We start from the raw sequence: 17,236 nt of genomic DNA, 5'->3' as shown, positions 1-17,236 counted from the left end.
GAAATCTCTAGTGACTATAGATTTCAGTAGCGCTCAGGTCGGCGCCTCGTCTACACTTCTACGGTGCCAAAAGGCTCGGACTACCTCACGGAGGCTTCCCGTGATTGCAGCTTTCTTCGCCGACGACCTGTCGGCCAGCCATGCCGCCCTCCTCGCAAGCACCGCCTACAACCGCCGCTCCATCGCCGACGACCCCACACCCAGTCTCGTCATTGGCGGCGAGCGGATCGTCGCGGCGGTTCCCACGATCCTCGACGCCGCGCGTAGCCAGGGGCGCGACCTCATGGTCGCGCTACCGCTCGCCCATCTCGGCGACCGGGCCATCAGATGCCGTGTCGATGCCGTCGTCGTCTCGTTCGGGGCGAAACCGTGGGCGGCCCGCGCCGCGCGCGAAGCGGTGGCCGCGGACGCGGGGCGCGACCTCGCCCCACCCTGGCTACTTCCCTGTTGCGCCAGCGCGCGTCCGGCCGGCCTGCGGGCGCTTCCTGTCTCGCTGGGCACCCTCCGTCGCTCAGAGGCCGCAACGCTGTTGGCCGGCGAGCCCTCGGCCGACCTGAGGCTCCGCGCCGTCGGCCTCGCCGCCGCGCTGCACCTCGCCGCCGAGGACCCGTACGCGGCCCGGCTCGATCCCGGCCACCTCCGCGCGCTGCTCGCGGGAGCGGAAACGGCCGCCGAGTTGAGGCTCCGGGCAAGCCTTCTTGAGCTGGCCGCCGATCTCGACGACGAACTCCCCGACCCCGTCGGGCTGCCGACGCCCCGAATCCGGGTGGAGCGACCTGTCCCGGGGCGCCGGTCGAGGCTGCTGGGCCGGCGCAGGCCCAAGACGGTCAAGCCTCAGGTTGCGCCCCGCCAGGCGGCGGGCTGCGCGTGTGCCGTTCCTGCCTGATGGGGGCCATCATGATCATCCGCACCAAGCCCACCGTTCAAGACGCGCCCACCGTTCGCGGGGCACCGGATGCCGGCCGGGGCCGGCGTGCGCGGAAGCGCTCCTCCGTCCGTGAGGCACGCGACCGGACGATGGGGAGCCTGGAGGGTCCCACGTCCGGCCGCGCGGCCCATGCCGGCGACGCTTACTCGGACTGGGACGAGGCCCCGCTTCCCCTGCTGCTCGACCCCGACTTCGACCACGCCGACGATGATGCAGCGCTCGCGGGTGCCTGGCGCCAGCGCCAAGCCATCCGGGACGAGGAGGACTGGGCCTTCTGGTGAGCGGCCTTGACGCTAGGCCTCGGGGGCGACCCGTGGCTTGGCAGTCGTCCGAAGTATCCACAGGCTCCTGTGGATATTAACCGCACTACTGGGACAGGTGTTGATTACTTGAAAACTGCATTGCATATTTGGCGGTTTTCATTGTATTATATGCTTCTTCAATCATGCATGTCTGGCGCGTCCGGCACGGCGAGCTCCTCGCCGCGCTGGCCGGGTCCGTGCCTTTTCGTGGAGGCCTCCACTGATCAGCGCCATTCTCGGATGCTCGGGGCGGACGGACGCAACGCAGGCCGCCCTGATCCTCGCCGACGCCCATGCCGTCCTCGGCCAGGCGGTGACCCTCGTGCGCGTCACCCTGCCGGGGGAGGCGCGCCTCCCCGAGCTTCGTATCCGCCAGGAAGAGGTCACTCTCGTGGAGCGGGAGGCCGAGACGCCGGCCGAGGTCGATGCGCTTGTCGCCCTGGACATCGCGGGCGCGGTCGCCGCGGATCGCCACGTGGTCTTGGACCTGCCTGCGCGGTGCCTCGGCGATGCCACCCTGCGGTCCCGCGTCGACGTGTCGGTCGTCGTCGTTGGCCCGACGCCACTCGACGAGCACATCGCGGCTCGCGCCCTGGCGGAAACCGGCCTGGACGCGGGCGCGGGCACGGCCGAGCCCCCAGGGGCGGGACCAGGCGGACCGGTTCCGCCGTGGCTGCTGGGCTGCGGGCGGAGCGGAGGCGCCCCTGCGGCGGCGGCGCTCGCGCTCGCGATGTCGCGGTTCGCGACCGCAGGTGAAGGCGGGCGCCCGCGCGTCTTGCCGGCGGTCCTGCCGTCGCTGAGCCGCCAGGAGGCGACCCGCGTCGTGGAGGGCGACCGGACCGCGAGGACCCTCGCGGCCGGCATCGCGGTCCTGGCCGCCATGCGCGTCGCCGGCCGGACGCCCCGGGCGGAAGCGGTCGATCCGCGTGCGTACGCCGCCGAACTCGGGACGGAATGCGCGGCCGCGCGTCAAGCCGACCAACGGGAGGCCGGTGACCGCCTGCACGACCTCGCTGACGAGCTCCAGGGCATCCGGGACGGCTCCAAGCCGGACGCCTGCGACCTTGTCGACGCGCCGCGCCTGGAGGAGTGGCAGCACGCGACGCGCGAGGTCCGCATCCTCGTCGGCCGGGTTTACGGGCACCCCGACATCCCGGACGGCAAGAGGATCAGGACGTCCGACCTTTACGCCTGCGGGGAAGGCTGGGCCCGGACGCTGTCGCGGTACTACCGCCTGGGCACGCCCGCGCGCGGCGGCTTCGCGTCGTTCTAAGTCCCCTCACGTCACCCCGATGCCGCCCCTGGCTGCCCGGCCCTGCGCCGGTCGGCGGAGCCATGTCCGATCAGGAGGATCGTGGATGCGAGTGACCGAGGAAGGGCCCGCGAGGCGGCCCAGGGTCGCCGAGGGCGCGGACCTGGAGAACCGGACGTTGGCCGTCTGGCGGCTATGCGATCCCGGGGAGATCGAGCCGGCGACCCTTGCCGAGGTCGAGCGGGCGGTCGTCGGCTCGGCCTTGCTCCTGCACCACAGGCGCTGGCCCGAGGCCCTGCGCGGCGATCCGACGGCGATCGTCGCCGCGGGGGTGGACGTCCTCCAGGACCACCCGACCGGCACGCCGGCGTTCGACCTCGCGATGAGCGGCCTGCTCGTCCACGCCGCCCGCGGCGACGCGACCGCCGCGCTCGTGCTCGCCCACGGCCTCGCGGCGCTCGCGCACATGCATCCCCGGGCGGAGGAGCTGCTCGACCGCGCCGACCGCTGGTCCCGCCGGTGGCCGCGCCGGCGGCCGGCGCCGCCGACGAGGGGCTGAGCCCCGCCCCGATTCCCGCCCTGCTGAACCACGGGAGTGCAAGAATTGCGGATCTGGATCTTTTCGGACCTTCATCGCGACGCTGCCGCATCCCCCTGGACGCCGGCGGCTATCCCCGATGCGGATGTCGCCGTGGTAGCGGGCGACGTCGGCGAGGGCCTCGCTGACACGGTCTCGTGGCTCGCCGCCACGATCCGTCCCGCCATGCCCGTCGTGCTCACCCCGGGCAACCACGAGTTCTACGGCGGGGCCATGGACAAGGAGCTCGCCCTCGGCCGGCGGGCGGCGGCGCGCCTGGGCATCGAGCTCCTCGACAACGATGCCGTGACGCTCGGCGGCTGCACCTTCTCGGGCTGCTCGCTGTGGACCGATTACGCCCTGGCCGGCATCGCGACGCGCGCCGCCGCGATGGACGCCGCTAGGATCGGCTTGAACGACCACCGCCGGATCGCCTGGTCGCACGATCCGCGCTGGAGGCCCTTCCGTCCCGAAGAGGCCCTCGCGCTGCACATGGCGTCGCGGCGCTTCCTTGAGCGCGCCCTGCTGGAGACGGACCCGCCCCTGACGCGGCGCGGCCCGCACGTGGTGGTCACGCATCACGCGCCGAGCCCGGGCTCGGTCGCGCCCGCCTACGCGGGCCATCGCCTCAACCCGGCCTTCGCCTCGGACCTCGGCCCGCTCATCCGCGCGGGGCGGCCGGACCTGTGGGTCCACGGACACGTCCACACGCCGTTCGATTATCGCCTCGGGTCCACGCGGGTCGTCTGCAATCCCTGCGGCTACCCAGGCGAGAACCCCCGCTTCGATCCCGGGCTCGTCATCGAGGTCTGAGCTGCCGCCCGCTGCCCGCACGACGACCCGCCGGCGATGCCCGCCGGCCTGCACGACGGGGGATTTCGATGGCTGACGATCTTCTCTACTTCCGCGACGATGCCGAGGACGACGCGTCCGTTCTCGACCGACGGGGACGGCGGGCGCCCGCCACCGAAACCCTGGCCGCCTTCACCCTGGAGGCGGCCATCCCCGCCGCGGAGCGCCGCCGCATCGCCCGCGCGGGCTCCTACGCACTCGTGCTGGAAGTACCCTCCGCCGAGTGGGTCGAGCCGATCCGGTCGGCCTGCTCGGTCCTGGGGGATTGGTCTGTCGTCTATGCCCGCACCGGCTCGTCCCGTTCCGAGGACCGACCGGATCGCGGAAGCGACGCCGTCGCCCGTCGCCTCGCGGAGGGCGGGCGGGTGCTTGGGATTTCCCAGGCCTGCGAGCGGTATCTGCCCTCGGCGCTCCTCACCGCCGCCGACGCGCGCCACCGCGTCCCAGCGCCGTCGAACGACGTGCTCGCGCGCGTGATCCGTGCCGCCACGGGCCAGCGTCCGCCCGACATGCCGCCGGCCGTCGCTGCCGGGCTGGGCATCTGGGATCTCTGCGCCGCCATCCGCGCGGGGTCGGCGCGCGCCTGCGTGGCGCGCCTTTCCGCCGCCGTCGCGGCACGTTCTGCCGTCGACCGGCAGGTAGCCGACGCGGTCCCGTTCCCCGCCCTGCGCGGCTACGGCGAGGCCCATGCCTGGGGGATGCGCCTGATTGGTGACCTGGAAGCTTGGCGGGAGGGGCGCATCGCCTCGTTCGCCGCGCTGGACCGGAACGTGGTCCTTGCATCGAATCCCGGACTAGGAAAAAGCACCTATGCTCGCTCGCTGGCCAAGTCGGCCCAACTACCTCTTATCGTCAGTTCAGTGTCTTCGTGGTTCTCGCAGTCTAACGGCTACTTGGATGGCGTAATAAAGCACATTGATACTGTGTTCGAGGAGGCTTATTCAAAGGCGCCATCAATCCTATGCTTGGAGGAGTGCGATAGTATCCCTTCCAGGTCCTCGCTGGATGGCAGGAATTCTTCATGGTGGACCCCAGTTGTGACGCACATGCTTCTCAAAATCGACGAGTGCTGCGCTCGCGAGGAGGCCGGCGTGTGCATCATCGGCGCGACGAACCATGCTGACCGGTTGGACCCGGCCTTAGTCCGCCCGGGGCGGCTGGGACGGATCATCCGCATCGCGCCGCCCTCCGCGCCGGAGCTCGCCGCCATCGTCCGGCAGCACCTGGGCGCCGACCTGCCCGACCTCGACCTGGGCGTCGTCGCCGAACTGGGGCTCGGCGCCAGCGGCGCGCAGGTCGTCGGCTGGCTTCAGGAGGCGCGCGCGCGGGCGCGGGCGGCCGGCCGGCCCCTGCAGGCCGAGGACCTGTTGGAGGTCGTCGCCCCGCCGGACACCCGTTCGTCCGGGGAAAGAATGCGAAGCGCGATACATGAATCGGGGCATGCTGTCGGCGCGGAAGTTCTGCGGATCGCACATGTCGAGCAGGTCGACCTGATCCTGCGCGCGGACGCGGCGGGCAGCACCGTCATGCGCGCGCGCCTCGGCCCCCTGCCGACCCGCGAAGACCTTGAGCGCATGGTGATCGGACTGCTGTGCGGGCGCGCCGCCGAGGTGGTGTTCCTCGGGGAGGCGAGCGCCGGGGCCGGCGGCGGCACGACCTCGGACCTCGCGCGCGCCACCGCTTTCGTCGCGGGCATTCACGCCTCGTTCGGCCTGGGGGTAGGCATCGCCTACCGCGGCCCGATGGAGGACGTCGCCGGCACCCTGGCCGACCCGACGCTGCGCGCCGCCGTCGAGGCCGATCTCGCCCGCCTCCATGCGGAGGCGGAGCGCCTCGTCTCCGAATACCAGGATGTCGTGCAGGCTGTCGCCGAGGCCCTGCTGGACCGGCGGGTGCTGGGCGGTGACGCGCTGCGAAGGCACCTCGCCGACGCCCGAGCCCGCCGGCCGAGGCAGGCGTGGGAGGGCGGCCGATGACGCGCCACGCCGATCCGCGGGCCCTGGGACGGGACGCCGTCCCGGCGCCGGGGTCCGCGGGCGGGGGGACCCCGGCGCCGCGATACCGCCTCTGGGTGATGTCGGACCTGGGCGTCGACCGTCACCCTTACGCGATGCCCGCCTGCCTCCCGGACTTCGACGTGCTCGTCGTGGCCGGCAACGTCTCCGACGATCTGGAGGCGTCCGTCGCCTGGCTGGCGCGAGGCCTGGACGGACGGCAGGGCTCGCGCCCCGTCGTGCTGGTCCCGGGCAACCGCGAGTTCTGGGGCGGCCGCGACGTCGAGGAGACCCTCGGACGGGGGCGCGAGCTCGCGGCCCGCTTCGGCATCGCGCTGCTATCGGACGATGCCCTGCGCGTCGACGACGGGCGCGGCACGGGCCTGTACCTCCTCGGCGCCACCTTGTGGACCGACTGGGCCCTTCATGGCCCGCGGAGGGCGACCTTCGCCCGCGGCCACGCACGCCACCACCTGCGCGACTGCCATCTCATCCGCCGCGCCGGTTCGCTTCCCTACCTCCCGCACGACGCCACCGGCGCGCACGCGCGTTCGCGGGCATTCTTGGAGGACGCGCTCGGCTCCATCGTCGCCCAGGCGACAGGCTTCCGGGCGTCGCCGGTCGCCCTCGTCCGTGACGCGCGCCGCGGAGACCGCGCGGTCGTCGTCACCCATCACGCCCCGTCGGTGCGCTGCCTGCCGCCGGAGGCCCTGCCCGACCTCTGCGACGAGTGGATCGCGGCCTCGCTCGCCTCCGACCTAGAGGGGGTCATGGCCGCCTGGGGAGCGCCGGCCCTCTGGATACACGGCCATGTGCCCGAGCCGGTGGACGTCGTGGTGGGGCGGACCCGGATCGTCGCCAACCCCCGGGCGTCCGGCCATCGGGCGTTCAGCCGCGCCGCCTTCGACCCAGCATTCATCGTGGAGGCCTGACATGACGACCGTCCCCCGCCAGGGCGTGCTCCCCCTCGGCGTCCCGCCGCGCCAGCTTCCCCCGGTTCGCCAGGCCCGGCGGGCGCCACCGCACGCCGGCCGCACGGCCGCGCCCGCGCGGGCCCGACCCGCGCGCATCCTCTGCCTGGACATTGAGACGACCCCTGACGCGGAGTTGGTTCCGCAGGATTGGCCCAAGGAACGGTTCCTCAAACCCGCGTGGCACTCCGTGTCCGCCATCTCGTTCGCCGAGGCCAGGATCGAGGCCGGCAACGACGGTTCCGAGCACTACGTCATCGAGTGCTGCCGCAGCGGCGGCCAGCCGGGCTGGAGCGAAGAGCGGTTGCTGCGGGGCTTCTGGGAGATGTTCTCGGAGGGGGACTTCCGGCTGGTGAGTTGGAATGGCAGGGCCTTCGACATGCCCGTGCTGATCCTTCGCGCGTTCCTGTACGGCATCCCGGCGAGCGCCTACTTCCTGCGCGGCGACCGCTGGGCGGGCTACACCCGGCGCTACGCGCCCGAGTACCACAGCGACCTCGCCGAGCTGCTCTCGTCCTACGGCAGCGCCACGCGCATGGGCCTCGACGAGATGGCGAGGGCGATGGGGTTGCCCGGCAAGGGCGAGGAGCACGGCTCCATGGTGGAGGCGCTCGCGGCGGCCGGGGAGATCGAGAGGATCCGGTCGTACTGCGAGACCGACGTTTTGAACACCGTCTCCTTGTTTTTCCGGTGGGCTCACATGTCCGGCGCCAGCACCGCCGCAGACCACGACGCCTCGATGGCGAGCCTGGTCGATTACCTCACCCGCGAACGGGATGCCCGGCCGCACCTCGGCTCCTTCCTCGACCGCTGGGCCGCCTCGCGTCGTCCCGTCCCGATGATGCTGAAGGGGGCGGGAGGCAGACCCACCCGGAAGGTCGACGACGTGCGAGGAGGCGGGACCGAAGAGCCAAGCTAGGGCGATCCGTCCGGGTGCCTCCCGGTTCGACCCGTCGCGGTCCGAGCGCCGGAGAAGCCGTGAGTTGCCGGCGCGAGCGAAAATGGCACGGAGCCCGGCCCATATCCAGGCCTACACCCTACCAGGTCCAGGCCACCACCATGCCATCACCGGAGGTTTCGCTTGACTCTCCCTGGTCGGTCGCTACAACCGCCCAATGGAGACGTCCAGGAGGAGCCATGGCGACGGCGGCCGACTCGCTGACCGAGAAGATCAAGGCTTGCGACCGTGCCGACGCGGCGCTGCAGACCGCGCTGGCCGCGATCCTGAAGTCGCGGGCTGAACTTGCGGCACTGCGCGAGGACTTAGCCGCCCTGCGTGCCAATGCTGGCGCCGGCCTGGTGCCTGATGGGACACCCGAGCGGGCGCCTTCGGAGGCGGGCGCCGTCGAGGCGGCCCAAGCCCCGCGCCTGCGGAGCCCGGTCGCTCAGATCATCGTCGATGCGCTGGCGGACGCGGGGGATGCGGGTCTTTCCGGGATGGCCCTCAACCAGATCGTCGCCGAGCGAGGCTTCACGAAGGACAGCAGCGAAAAAGCCAAGGTGTCCCTGAAGCGGGCGGGCCTTGTCCGGCACGACCGGATCGCGACGCACTGGTACGCTCTCGGGCGAGGGCCGAAACACATCCCTGGGGAAGAGCAGACCGCGAACGGTAGTTCGCCCAAGACTTCGAATGGGGCCAAGCGAGGGAGGGTTTGAGATGCCAGCGCGCAGCACCCGACGCTCGGCGCGTGAGCCGCCATGAGAAAAGGCCCGCGTTGCAAGCAACGCGAGCCCTTTAGGCCTCACCAGCCTCACCAGCCCCCGCCTCACGAAAGGTGTGGGAGCCAATCCAGGACCCGATCCGCACCGCTTACCAGGCGGTGTGAACCACAAAGAACCCGGGCCACCCCAAGTCCTTCTAGTCCTGCGACGGAGCCGGGTCGCACCGGTCCGCCAAGCAGCCAAGGTCACCCCTAGCCTATCGAGCAATCCAGGGTCGCCCCCGACTTGCCGCCGGATCGCACGGAGTACCAGTCCGCGCGCCGGAATCTGCCTGATAGCACTCCGCGGCCTAGGTCGCAAGCGGTGCGGCAGGCGGTTTCTCATCCGTCTCGGCAGGCCACGGGTCTATCCACAGCCGCGAGTGCCACCACGATGAGAATGCCACTCTCCCCTCGGCCGCACGCACGCATGGCGCGCGCCGGCCATCCCGACCAGCTGAACTTCGATTTCGGCGATCCCAGCCCTCAGGCGGTCCCGGCCGGCCGGCCCTCAGTCGACGATGTTGCCGCCGCCGCGCCTCCTCGTCGGGCGGTGCGCTGCCAAGCCCTGTGCCAAACGCGCGAGCCAGAACTCGCCGACGACCGCCAGCTGTCGCTGTTCTGAGGTGATCCGCCGCGGGTCGATCCCCCGTCGAGCCTCACTGACGGGGTGAGAGGCAAGGCGGTGCGGGCCGGCCCCGGGGGCGCGGCTCCACGCGCTCCCGTAGCGACCTCTGTCTGGGCCCCCCCCATTCCAGTCCCCGCTCATGGGACTGCATCCGGGGACCACCTGCATCGGCTGCGGTGGGGTGCGGTGTGTCGGTCGTAAGGTCTGGCACACCGCTCCCGACCGCGTCGCGTGACCTTCGACTCCGAAACGAGCCCGACAGGGCAGCACCACAAGCCGACCGGGACCCCGTCCCGGCGGGACGGGAGACTTTTGTCATGGACCGGCCAACGACATCCTGGACCCACGACGTGGATGGCGACCTCGACGGCGCCAACCATCGGCCGGGCGGCCCCGCCGCCCCCGCGCACGGCAACGAGGTCGGCCCCGCGCCGAACCCGCCGCGGCGGCGGAGCCTTCCGCGGCGCCCCGAACCGGCGCCGACGTCGTGCATCGACTGCACCGGCGCGGACGCCATCGCCGAGCAGTTCGAGACGGTTCTCAGCCTTGAGCCGCTCGACCTCCCGATCGTCGGTGACGGCACCCTCCACCGCCTCTGGATCGGCGTGACCATCGACTGCGCCACCGGCGCCGTTCTGGACGCCCACCTCGACCTCCACAGCTGAAGGGGACCGCGTCGATGCTGCTCCAGAACACCGCCACGGTTTCTGCCGTTCCGCCCGTCCACGTCAAGCCGGCCCTCCTCCGGCTCGAAAGCGTCGCCCCGTCCCCGGCCGTCCACGGCACCTCGTTCGCGGTGCCCGCCGATCTCGGGCTCGGCCCCTCGCCCCGGTCGCTCCAGCCGCACCGGTCGCCCCGCGGCTGGGTTCCCGACATCGTGCGCAGCGAGAAACTGCCCGGGGGCATGGCCGTGACCACGTCCGCCCTGGAGACCGCCGGGCTGACGATGCTCCTGTGCGACCCCGCCACGACGCTGGTCGTGCCGTACGGGCACGTCCTCAGCTACCGTGAGGTCATCCCCGGTGGGGACATGCTGGAGGGACGTCACCGCCCCGAGGCGGTCGCGCGCCGGCGCGACGGCTCCGTCGTAGCCGTCACCTTCATCCATAGCTGGGAGCGGGACGCGGCCGCGCCGGAATGGTCGCGGACGGAGGCCGCCGTACGGGCAGCCTACCGCCGCCTCGGCGTGACCTGCCGCGTCCTAACCGAGCACACGCTGTTCGCGCGCACCCAGCGTGAGAATCGGGTCCGCATGCTGCGCGAGCGGGCCGGGTGCCAGGACCCTGACGTGCCGCGCGTGCGGGAGGCCTTGGTCCGGCACGGGCTGCCGACCACCGTCGCGCGCTTCCATCGGCGGGCGCGGCCCTACCCGACGCGCCGGCTCGACCGGACTCTCGCCTGCCTCGTCGAGCTCGCGCTGGCGGGGGACGTCACGCTCGACCTCCGGAACCCGCTAGGTCCCGAGACCCGGGTCACGCAGGGAGGCCGTGCGTGATCGCCGCGGCCGCCCCTTCCGCGGACGTCCTGCGCCGCAGATCGTCCGCGCAACCCGCGAACCTCGGGCTCTTTCCCGGCGCTCCCGTCGTCCGGAAGGTGAAGAAGCGCAACTACCTGTGCGCGGTCGACGGGGACGGGGGCGATCACAAGGCCCTCGGTGACGCCCCCTTCCGCTCGCTCCTGGAGCGCGATCTGCGCACGTTGCTCGGCGCCAACCCGGACATCGCGCATTACGCGGTCGAGCCGCACGAACTCACCTACTTCATCCCGGACGGCAGGGGCGGCCAGGAGGCTCACGTCTACGTCCCCGACGTGGTGTGTCGCTACCGCGCCGGTTCGGTCGTCGTGATCGATGCCAAGGCGCGCTTCATCACGGAGCTGCCGGCCTGGACGAGACGGCAGCCTCACATCGAGGAAGCCTACCGCCTCGACCACGGCGTCGTCTTCCTGACCCTGGACGAGGTGGAGATCCGGGCCGAGCCCAGGCTCTCGAACTGTCAGATCATGGAGCGCCACCGCTACATCGTCCCGGACGCGGTTGCCCTGCTGCGCGTCCGGGATGCCCTCGTCGAGCTCGGCCTGCCGACCATCGTCGCGGCCGTGGTGCGGGCCGCCCGGCTCAACGACCGGCCGGGGGAGTGCCGCGCCTACACAGCGGTGATGAACCTCGCGCTGGCCGGGGAGATCGCGCTCGACCTTGCCCGGCCCTTCTCGTTCCAGACCGAGATCCGCGAGGTGAGCGCGTGAACGCACCCTTCCCCGTTCCCTCCGCGCATCCCAGCCCGTGGTCGGGGCCGCCCGCCGCGCAGGTCGCGCACTCGCAGGCGGTCACTCCGCGCTTCGACCTGCGCAACAAGGACGTCTTCAGCATCGCCGGGCGCGTCCACGAGTTCGAGCGTCGCCTCGACGGTCGGCTCCAGTTCCTGTGCGTCGAGGACAAGGAGCCGCTCTTCATCACCGACGAGCAGCTCGCCTTCCTGTCGGCGCGCGGCGAAGCGCGGCTCGTGGCCGGCAATTTCCAAGACGGCAAGCCGCGGGGCCCACTGCCGAGCCGCCTTAAGCTCACGAAGGAGCAGGTGGCCCAGGTTGACCGGAAGCTCGACTACGTGAACGCCTGCGCCCGGGGCTTTGTCGAGGGCGAGGCACGGCCCCGGGCGCCCTACGAGTTCCGGCGTTCGAAGCCGGCGCTCGACCCCATCATCCTGCATGTGGCGCTGATCAAGGGTGAGAAGGCGCCGCACTTCACCACGGTGCTAGGGTGGTTCGACCTCTGGATGTCGCTCGGCGACATCCATGGCAAGGCATGCCTCGTCGACCGGCACAACCACAAGGGCAACCGCCGCAAGCCCTTTGGGCACGTGGGCGAGGTGGCGCTAGAACGCGGTGTCTGGCGCTGGCTCAGCCCGGGCATGACCACGGAGATGGCCTACGCCAAGGTTGTCACCTCGGTTCAGGCCTACAAGCGCAAGCTCGCGCGGCATCTCGCGCCGGAGGAGCTCGACCTGATCGAGGTCCCCTCGCTGCGGACCTTCCAGCGTCGCTGCAAGGATGTCGACAAGTATGTTCGGGATTACTACCGCAAGGGTCCCGAATACGCGGCCAAGATGCACCGCACCTACGAGGTGCAGGCCCTGCCGGCGCGGCCCTACCAGGACGTCGAGGTCGACCACTGTACTCTCGACATCCTGCTCGTCGATGACGACAGCGACCTCGTCCTCGGCCGGCCGGACCTGATCATCTTCCGCTGTCGGAAGACTGGCATGATCGTTGGCGCCTCGCTCGGGTTTGAGGCCCCAAGCTTCGCAAGCTTCATCGCGGGGCTCCGGCACGCGATCTATCCGAAGGACATGTCGGCCTTCCCGGCGGTGAGGATGCCCTGGCCCTGCTACGGCCGGATCGAGAACCTATGGGTCGACAACGCGCTCCACTTCATCGGCAAGGACATCGAAGCCGCCGCGCGCGAGCTAAAAATGAACAAGCCGCGGTTCAAGCCGAAGTGCCCCTGGCTGAAGGGGGCTTTGGAACGCTTCTTTGGCTATCTCAACACCGGCCTCGTCCACGTACTTCCGGGCACGACGTTGTCCAACACCGTCGAGCGACGCGAGCACGATAGCGAGACTCTTGATCGCGCCAAGATCCGGCAGTCCGAGTTCCTGTCGCTCCTGATGTTCTTCATCTGCGACGTCCACAACGTCCATAAGTCCAAGGGGCTGGGCCTGCTGCGGGGCATCGGCGACATCCCGCTCCGGGTCTGGAACGAGGAGGCTGCTCGCCATCCCAGCGGCCCGCTCCCTCCCGCCGAGCTGTTCGTCGCCCTCTGCGGCGAGTGGGAGGACCGCACGATCCAGAACGACGGGATCGTCTGGGGCCACATCAAGTACGAGTGCCCGGAGCTGCTCTCGCTCATCACCAATCCGGGACACCGGAGCGCGCGGGAGGACGGTGCGGGCACGCGCTACAGGTGCGCGCGGGACCCGGCCGATCTCGGCCGGATCTACGTCGTGGACCCCTACGACCGGGACGGGCGCATCATCACTGTGCCGGCGACGAGAGCCCACCGCGCCTACGCCGAAGGGCGTCACCGGCACGTCCACGACCTGGCCGTGGCCAACGCCCGCCGCATGGTGCAGGGCGCGTTCGACTTCGACGCCCTGATGCGGGCGCTCGACCTCCTTGGCGACGCGGCGGCGGCCGCCCGGGCGAAGCCCGAGCGCAAGGCGGTCCACCGGGGCCTTGCCCGGTTCCTCGACGCCCAACGCAAGGCGCGGTTCCGGAGCGAGGTCCGGACGGGCACGCCGGCGCATCCCGCCACAACCGCGGGGCACCTCGACCCCCTGGCCATCGCGCGCCGTCCGAAGCCCGCGGCATCGGCCTTGCCGGCGCCGCCCCCCTCGCCGCGGTCGGAGCCCCCCGCGGCCGGGCACGAGCGCCCGCTGCCCCTGGTGCCCCCGCAGGATGGCGTGCCGTCGGACGCCCGCCCCGCGTCACCCCCGCCCCAGGCCCTGGAGGAACCCGGACCGGGCATGCCGCCCGCCGTCCCGGCCGCGGAGGCGCCCATCGCCGCTGCGCCGGCCAGCGAGCCGGCGGACGACCTCGATGACGAACTCGCGGCTCTCAAGGCAGCCAAGAATTGGAGAACGGACGATGAGTGAGACCAGCCAGGACAATGGGCCCCTCAGTCGCGCCGAACGCGCGGCCAAGCCGGCGGCCGAGCGGCAGCTCATCATGAAGAACCTTTTCGTGGGGCACGACCGCTTCCAGACGGCGACGGCGGCGGTGGCGCGCTTCCACATGCCTGTGAAGGACGGCCTGCCCGACTTCGGGTCCCTTTTCGTGCTCGCCGGCGATCCACGAACGGGCAAGAGCTATGCGCTGAAGCGGTACGCGCGCGGGTTTCCGGCCGACCTGACCGGAACCGAGGGGATCGTGAGGCCCGTGGTTTATGTCGACCTGCCGGTCGGCTGCAACAAGGCGGGGTTCGTGACGGCCGTTGCAGGGGCCCTGAACGCCGGTGACGTCACCCGGATGACGATCGACCCGCTCTTCGGGAACGTGCTGAACGCCTTGGTCAAGCAGAAGGTCCAGCTGCTCATCCTCGACGAGGTCCAGGAAGCCCTCACCACCGCGCGAAAGGGCGCGCTCCGGGACTGCCAGGGTCTGATCCGCAAAATCCTCAACCTCGGTACGCTCAACGTCGTCGCCGCGGGCCTCGTCGAAACCTACGAGATCATGGCTGCGGACAAGCAACTGGAGGGACGGGGCGGCTTGCCCCACCACATCATGCTGCCCTACACCTGGGACAGCAGGGAGGAGCGTGACCTCTTCCGCCTGCTCTGCGCCGAGATTGACGGCCGACTGCCCTTCAATACGAAGTCCGGCCTCGGATCGCAGTGGTTCGCCTCGCGGCTTTACTGGGTGACCGACGGCATCATCGGCCGGCTGAAGGATTTCACCTTCTCGGCCGGGTGCCGGGCGCTCAACGACGGCGCCGAGCGGGTCGAGGTCGAGCATTTCGCCGATGCCTGGGACATGATCCGGCCGGTCGGGATGACCTTCAACCCCTTCCGCGACGACATTGACCAAGCCCCGGCTCGCGTGACGCAGGCCGCCAAGCCGACGCTGCAGCCGAAGGACCCGGCGCAGGGCGCCTTCGTCAAGTGAGGGGACCGGCATGACGACCTTCACCGACCTGCGCGGTCGTTTCGAGCCGCCGCTCCCCGACTGGCGAGCCGCATACCCGGGCGAGCCCGCTCACGGGTATGTCGTGCGCCTCGGGGCCATCAACGAGGTCGGCAGCATCGCCGTCCTGTTGAACTCGCACGGGCTGAACGGACGGGACATCCAGCCCGCCGAGTGCCTGGAGTTCGCGCTCTCCTTCCCGATTGCGGGAAAGGACCACCTGATCCATGCCACCCCCGTGGTCACCCCGACGTCGGTCGTGATCATGGGCCAGGAAGTCCGGCGGCAGCATTGGCAGATCGGCCGGCGCCGCTTCTGTCCCGCATGCCTTTCCGAGAATCCCCACCATCGGGTGTGGTGGGATATGCCGGCCTATGCGCGGTGTCCGTACCATGACCTCGACGTCCTCGACCGCGACGCCTCGGGCCGTCCCGTACCGTGGTGGTCGGCCTCGTTCACCCACACCCCGTCGGGGGCGGACCTCCTCCGGTATGGCGTGCCCCGGCGCGCGGAACCGCGGCCGTCCCTGGAAGCCTACATCCTGGCGCGGATGGGCATCGCTAGCCCCCTCCCGGTCCCGCCGCTCGACGGCCTCCGCACCCTCGGCGAGGCGCTCGACCTCGTGGAGCTCGTCGGGCGCGTGTCGCTGGGGGTGACATTGCGGACACGCCCGGTCGTCGGCGTGACGAAGGGCTTCGACCTGCCGGCGGTGATGCGGGCCGGCTACGGCGTGCTGGCGAGGGGGGAGGCTGCCCTCGACGCCCTGCTCAACGACCTCGCGAACGCGCGCGCGGCCTCCGCGGCGGGCGGAAGGTCGGCTCGCTTCGGGTGGCTCGGTTCGGTCCTCCGTGAGGAGCAGGGCTCGCACGTGGAGCTTCTGGCCAGCTCCATGCGCAGGGTCGCGGTCTCGCGAGGCGACTTCTCGCCGGCGACCTGCGATGCCTGGTACGCCGGCGAGGCCGGCTGGCTGCCGGTCCCGACCCTGGCGAAGGAACTCGGCCTCACGGAGGAACGGCTTCGCCGCATCTCCGAGGCGCTCGGTATCCATGAACGGCAGTTCGGCGCGGCGCGCGAGCGCTATCGGGCCTTCAGTCCCGAGCAGGCGGACCTGGTCAGGGGGACCTTGGCGTCCTCGCTCGACCGGGACGGAGCCGCCGATGCGCTGGGCGTTTCGCGCGAGACCCTCGACGCGCTCATGGCCGCCGGCATCATCACCCACTTCATGCGCATCGGCTCGGGAAGCGACCGCGACCGGTTCCGGCCAGAGGACCTGGCCGCGTTTGCCGCGCGCCTTTTGCGGGGGTCCGAGACCGTAGCCGAGGTGCCGGACGGCCACTTGCGGCTCGCCGACCTCAAGCGGACCAGCAAGACCAACCCGGCGCGCTCGGTCGAGGCGATCCTGAAGGGATATGCGGTGGCCCGGGGGAAGACGGGGCCGACCCTGGGCGACCTCCTCGTCCCCGACCCGCGGCGGAGCCGCCGGGACGACATGCAGGCGGCACGGGCCGCCCTGCGGGCGCTTCCCGGCCTCGGCCGCTACCAGGCATCGACCATCCTCGGTTGCAGGGTCGAGACCGTCGACGGCCTCATCGACGAAGGGCACCTGCGGATGTGCGCGGGGAAGCGCGGCTGGCGTAGGATCGACGAGGCCTCGCTGGAGGCGTTTCACCGCAAGTGGGCGCCTGCGCACGTCTACGCCGACGCCGTTGGGGCGGCGCGGTCGGGCCACGAGGCCGGTACGATGCTGGAGAGGCTCGGCGTTGAAACGTTGCGGGTTGCCCAGAAGGACGGAACCGTCACGCACATGGTCGACCGCGCCAGCGCCTGGTCGGCGTTGGCGCTGTCCTGCGACCCCGACGACCCGGCGGGCGGCGGCGTGCTCGCGTTCCAGGCCGCGCTGCTCCGCGCGCTCGGGCGGCGGGGAACGTTCAAGCTCGTCGGGCGAAGCCGCGGCCTGACCCTGTCCAGCGCGTCCGGCGACCTCACGATCCGGATCGAGGTTCAACCCGAGCGGGAGGCAGTGGAGGTCGTCCTGACCCGCGGAGGGCGCCCGCCTCGGGAGGTGTCGATACAGGCCGCGGTAGGCGGCCGCTTGCATTGGCGCGAGGTGGCCGGGCGGCTGGAGGTTGCCGACATCGTCTCGGCGTCCGAGCTCTCCGCGCCGCGCGCCTGGCCAGACTTGGTGGCCCGTACGGTCGCCAGCACCGAGATGCTGCGCGCGACCTTCCCGCAAATCCGGGGAGGCACCGCGTTCGGTACCGTCAAGGCGGCGCGGCCAGCCTCCCCGGTAACGGACCGATCCGAACGGCCCACGACGTGAACCGGCCGTTCGGTCGTCCGGTGTGTCGCAGTCTAA

At 71.2% G+C, this 17,236-nt stretch carries 16 protein-coding genes; all 16 read left to right on the top strand.

Features of this window, described 5'->3' with window-relative positions:
• The first annotated feature begins 100 nt into the window (after positions 1-100).
• The 16 genes from MFF54_RS03505 (at position 101) to MFF54_RS03430 (ending at position 17,200) form a co-directional block, all read left to right on the top strand.
• Positions 101-886, top strand: a complete 786-nt coding sequence (locus MFF54_RS03505) for a hypothetical protein (RefSeq protein WP_238301255.1) — start codon at positions 101-103, stop codon at positions 884-886.
• 11 nt (positions 887-897) lie between these two features.
• Positions 898-1,209, top strand: a complete 312-nt coding sequence (locus tag MFF54_RS03500) for a hypothetical protein (RefSeq protein ID WP_238301254.1) — start codon at positions 898-900, stop codon at positions 1,207-1,209.
• Positions 1,210-1,552: 343 nt separating this feature from the next.
• A complete protein-coding gene (locus MFF54_RS03495; protein ID WP_238301253.1) occupies positions 1,553-2,503 on the top strand; it encodes a DUF6634 family protein in 951 nt (316 codons plus the stop codon).
• 85 nt (positions 2,504-2,588) lie between these two features.
• A complete protein-coding gene (locus MFF54_RS03490) occupies positions 2,589-3,041 on the top strand; it encodes a hypothetical protein (RefSeq protein WP_238301252.1) in 453 nt (150 codons plus the stop codon).
• A 36-nt stretch (positions 3,042-3,077) separates the two neighbouring features.
• Positions 3,078-3,872 carry a metallophosphoesterase gene (locus tag MFF54_RS03485; RefSeq protein WP_238301251.1) on the top strand — a complete coding sequence of 265 codons (795 nt, stop codon included), beginning with the start codon at positions 3,078-3,080 and terminating at the stop codon, positions 3,870-3,872.
• A 68-nt stretch (positions 3,873-3,940) separates the two neighbouring features.
• Entirely contained in the window at positions 3,941-5,887 is a 1,947-nt protein-coding gene (locus tag MFF54_RS03480) for an AAA family ATPase (RefSeq protein ID WP_238301250.1), read from the top strand.
• Positions 5,884-6,837: a metallophosphoesterase family protein gene (locus tag MFF54_RS03475; protein ID WP_238301249.1), complete on the top strand. Its 954-nt coding sequence runs from the start codon at positions 5,884-5,886 to the stop codon at positions 6,835-6,837. The genes MFF54_RS03480 and MFF54_RS03475 overlap by 4 nt, the downstream gene beginning before the upstream one ends.
• Before the next feature lies 1 nt (position 6,838).
• Entirely contained in the window at positions 6,839-7,795 is a 957-nt protein-coding gene (locus MFF54_RS03470; RefSeq protein ID WP_238301248.1) for a 3'-5' exonuclease, read from the top strand.
• A 218-nt stretch (positions 7,796-8,013) separates the two neighbouring features.
• Positions 8,014-8,532 carry a hypothetical protein gene (locus MFF54_RS03465; protein WP_238301247.1) on the top strand — a complete coding sequence of 173 codons (519 nt, stop codon included), beginning with the start codon at positions 8,014-8,016 and terminating at the stop codon, positions 8,530-8,532.
• Positions 8,533-9,006: 474 nt separating this feature from the next.
• Positions 9,007-9,201, top strand: coding sequence for a hypothetical protein (locus tag MFF54_RS03460; RefSeq protein WP_238301246.1), 195 nt, complete (start codon positions 9,007-9,009; stop codon positions 9,199-9,201).
• Positions 9,202-9,521: 320 nt separating this feature from the next.
• Positions 9,522-9,869, top strand: a complete 348-nt coding sequence (locus MFF54_RS03455) for a hypothetical protein (protein ID WP_238301245.1) — start codon at positions 9,522-9,524, stop codon at positions 9,867-9,869.
• Positions 9,870-9,883: 14 nt separating this feature from the next.
• Positions 9,884-10,699, top strand: a complete 816-nt coding sequence (locus MFF54_RS03450; protein ID WP_238301244.1) for a hypothetical protein — start codon at positions 9,884-9,886, stop codon at positions 10,697-10,699.
• Positions 10,696-11,448: a hypothetical protein gene (locus tag MFF54_RS03445; protein WP_238301243.1), complete on the top strand. Its 753-nt coding sequence runs from the start codon at positions 10,696-10,698 to the stop codon at positions 11,446-11,448. The genes MFF54_RS03450 and MFF54_RS03445 overlap by 4 nt, the downstream gene beginning before the upstream one ends.
• On the top strand, positions 11,445-13,853 hold the full coding sequence (locus MFF54_RS03440; protein ID WP_238301242.1) for a TnsB C-terminal domain-containing protein: 2,409 nt from the start codon (positions 11,445-11,447) through the stop codon (positions 13,851-13,853). Before MFF54_RS03445 ends, MFF54_RS03440 begins: the two co-directional genes overlap by 4 nt.
• Positions 13,846-14,862, top strand: a complete 1,017-nt coding sequence (locus MFF54_RS03435; RefSeq protein WP_238301241.1) for a TniB family NTP-binding protein — start codon at positions 13,846-13,848, stop codon at positions 14,860-14,862. The genes MFF54_RS03440 and MFF54_RS03435 overlap by 8 nt, the downstream gene beginning before the upstream one ends.
• 10 nt (positions 14,863-14,872) lie before the next feature.
• A complete protein-coding gene (locus MFF54_RS03430; protein ID WP_238301240.1) occupies positions 14,873-17,200 on the top strand; it encodes a TniQ family protein in 2,328 nt (775 codons plus the stop codon).
• Positions 17,201-17,236: the final 36 nt, after the last annotated feature.

Source organism: Methylobacterium gregans, assembly GCF_022179245.1.
GTDB classification, from domain to species: domain Bacteria; phylum Pseudomonadota; class Alphaproteobacteria; order Rhizobiales; family Beijerinckiaceae; genus Methylobacterium; species Methylobacterium gregans.
The sequence above is the reverse complement of the archived record's forward strand: the minus strand, read 5'-3'. Positions and strand labels throughout refer to the sequence as shown.

Coding starts and splice junctions, on each gene's coding strand:
- MFF54_RS03500 (WP_238301254.1), top strand. CDS start 898: ATGATCATCCGCACCAAGCCCACCGTTCAAGACGCGCCCACCGTTCGC.
- MFF54_RS03490 (WP_238301252.1), top strand. CDS start 2,589: ATGCGAGTGACCGAGGAAGGGCCCGCGAGGCGGCCCAGGGTCGCCGAG.
- MFF54_RS03480 (WP_238301250.1), top strand. CDS start 3,941: ATGGCTGACGATCTTCTCTACTTCCGCGACGATGCCGAGGACGACGCG.
- MFF54_RS03475 (WP_238301249.1), top strand. CDS start 5,884: ATGACGCGCCACGCCGATCCGCGGGCCCTGGGACGGGACGCCGTCCCG.
- MFF54_RS03470 (WP_238301248.1), top strand. CDS start 6,839: ATGACGACCGTCCCCCGCCAGGGCGTGCTCCCCCTCGGCGTCCCGCCG.
- MFF54_RS03465 (WP_238301247.1), top strand. CDS start 8,014: ATGGCGACGGCGGCCGACTCGCTGACCGAGAAGATCAAGGCTTGCGAC.
- MFF54_RS03460 (WP_238301246.1), top strand. CDS start 9,007: ATGGCGCGCGCCGGCCATCCCGACCAGCTGAACTTCGATTTCGGCGAT.
- MFF54_RS03455 (WP_238301245.1), top strand. CDS start 9,522: ATGGACCGGCCAACGACATCCTGGACCCACGACGTGGATGGCGACCTC.
- MFF54_RS03450 (WP_238301244.1), top strand. CDS start 9,884: ATGCTGCTCCAGAACACCGCCACGGTTTCTGCCGTTCCGCCCGTCCAC.
- MFF54_RS03435 (WP_238301241.1), top strand. CDS start 13,846: ATGAGTGAGACCAGCCAGGACAATGGGCCCCTCAGTCGCGCCGAACGC.
- MFF54_RS03430 (WP_238301240.1), top strand. CDS start 14,873: ATGACGACCTTCACCGACCTGCGCGGTCGTTTCGAGCCGCCGCTCCCC.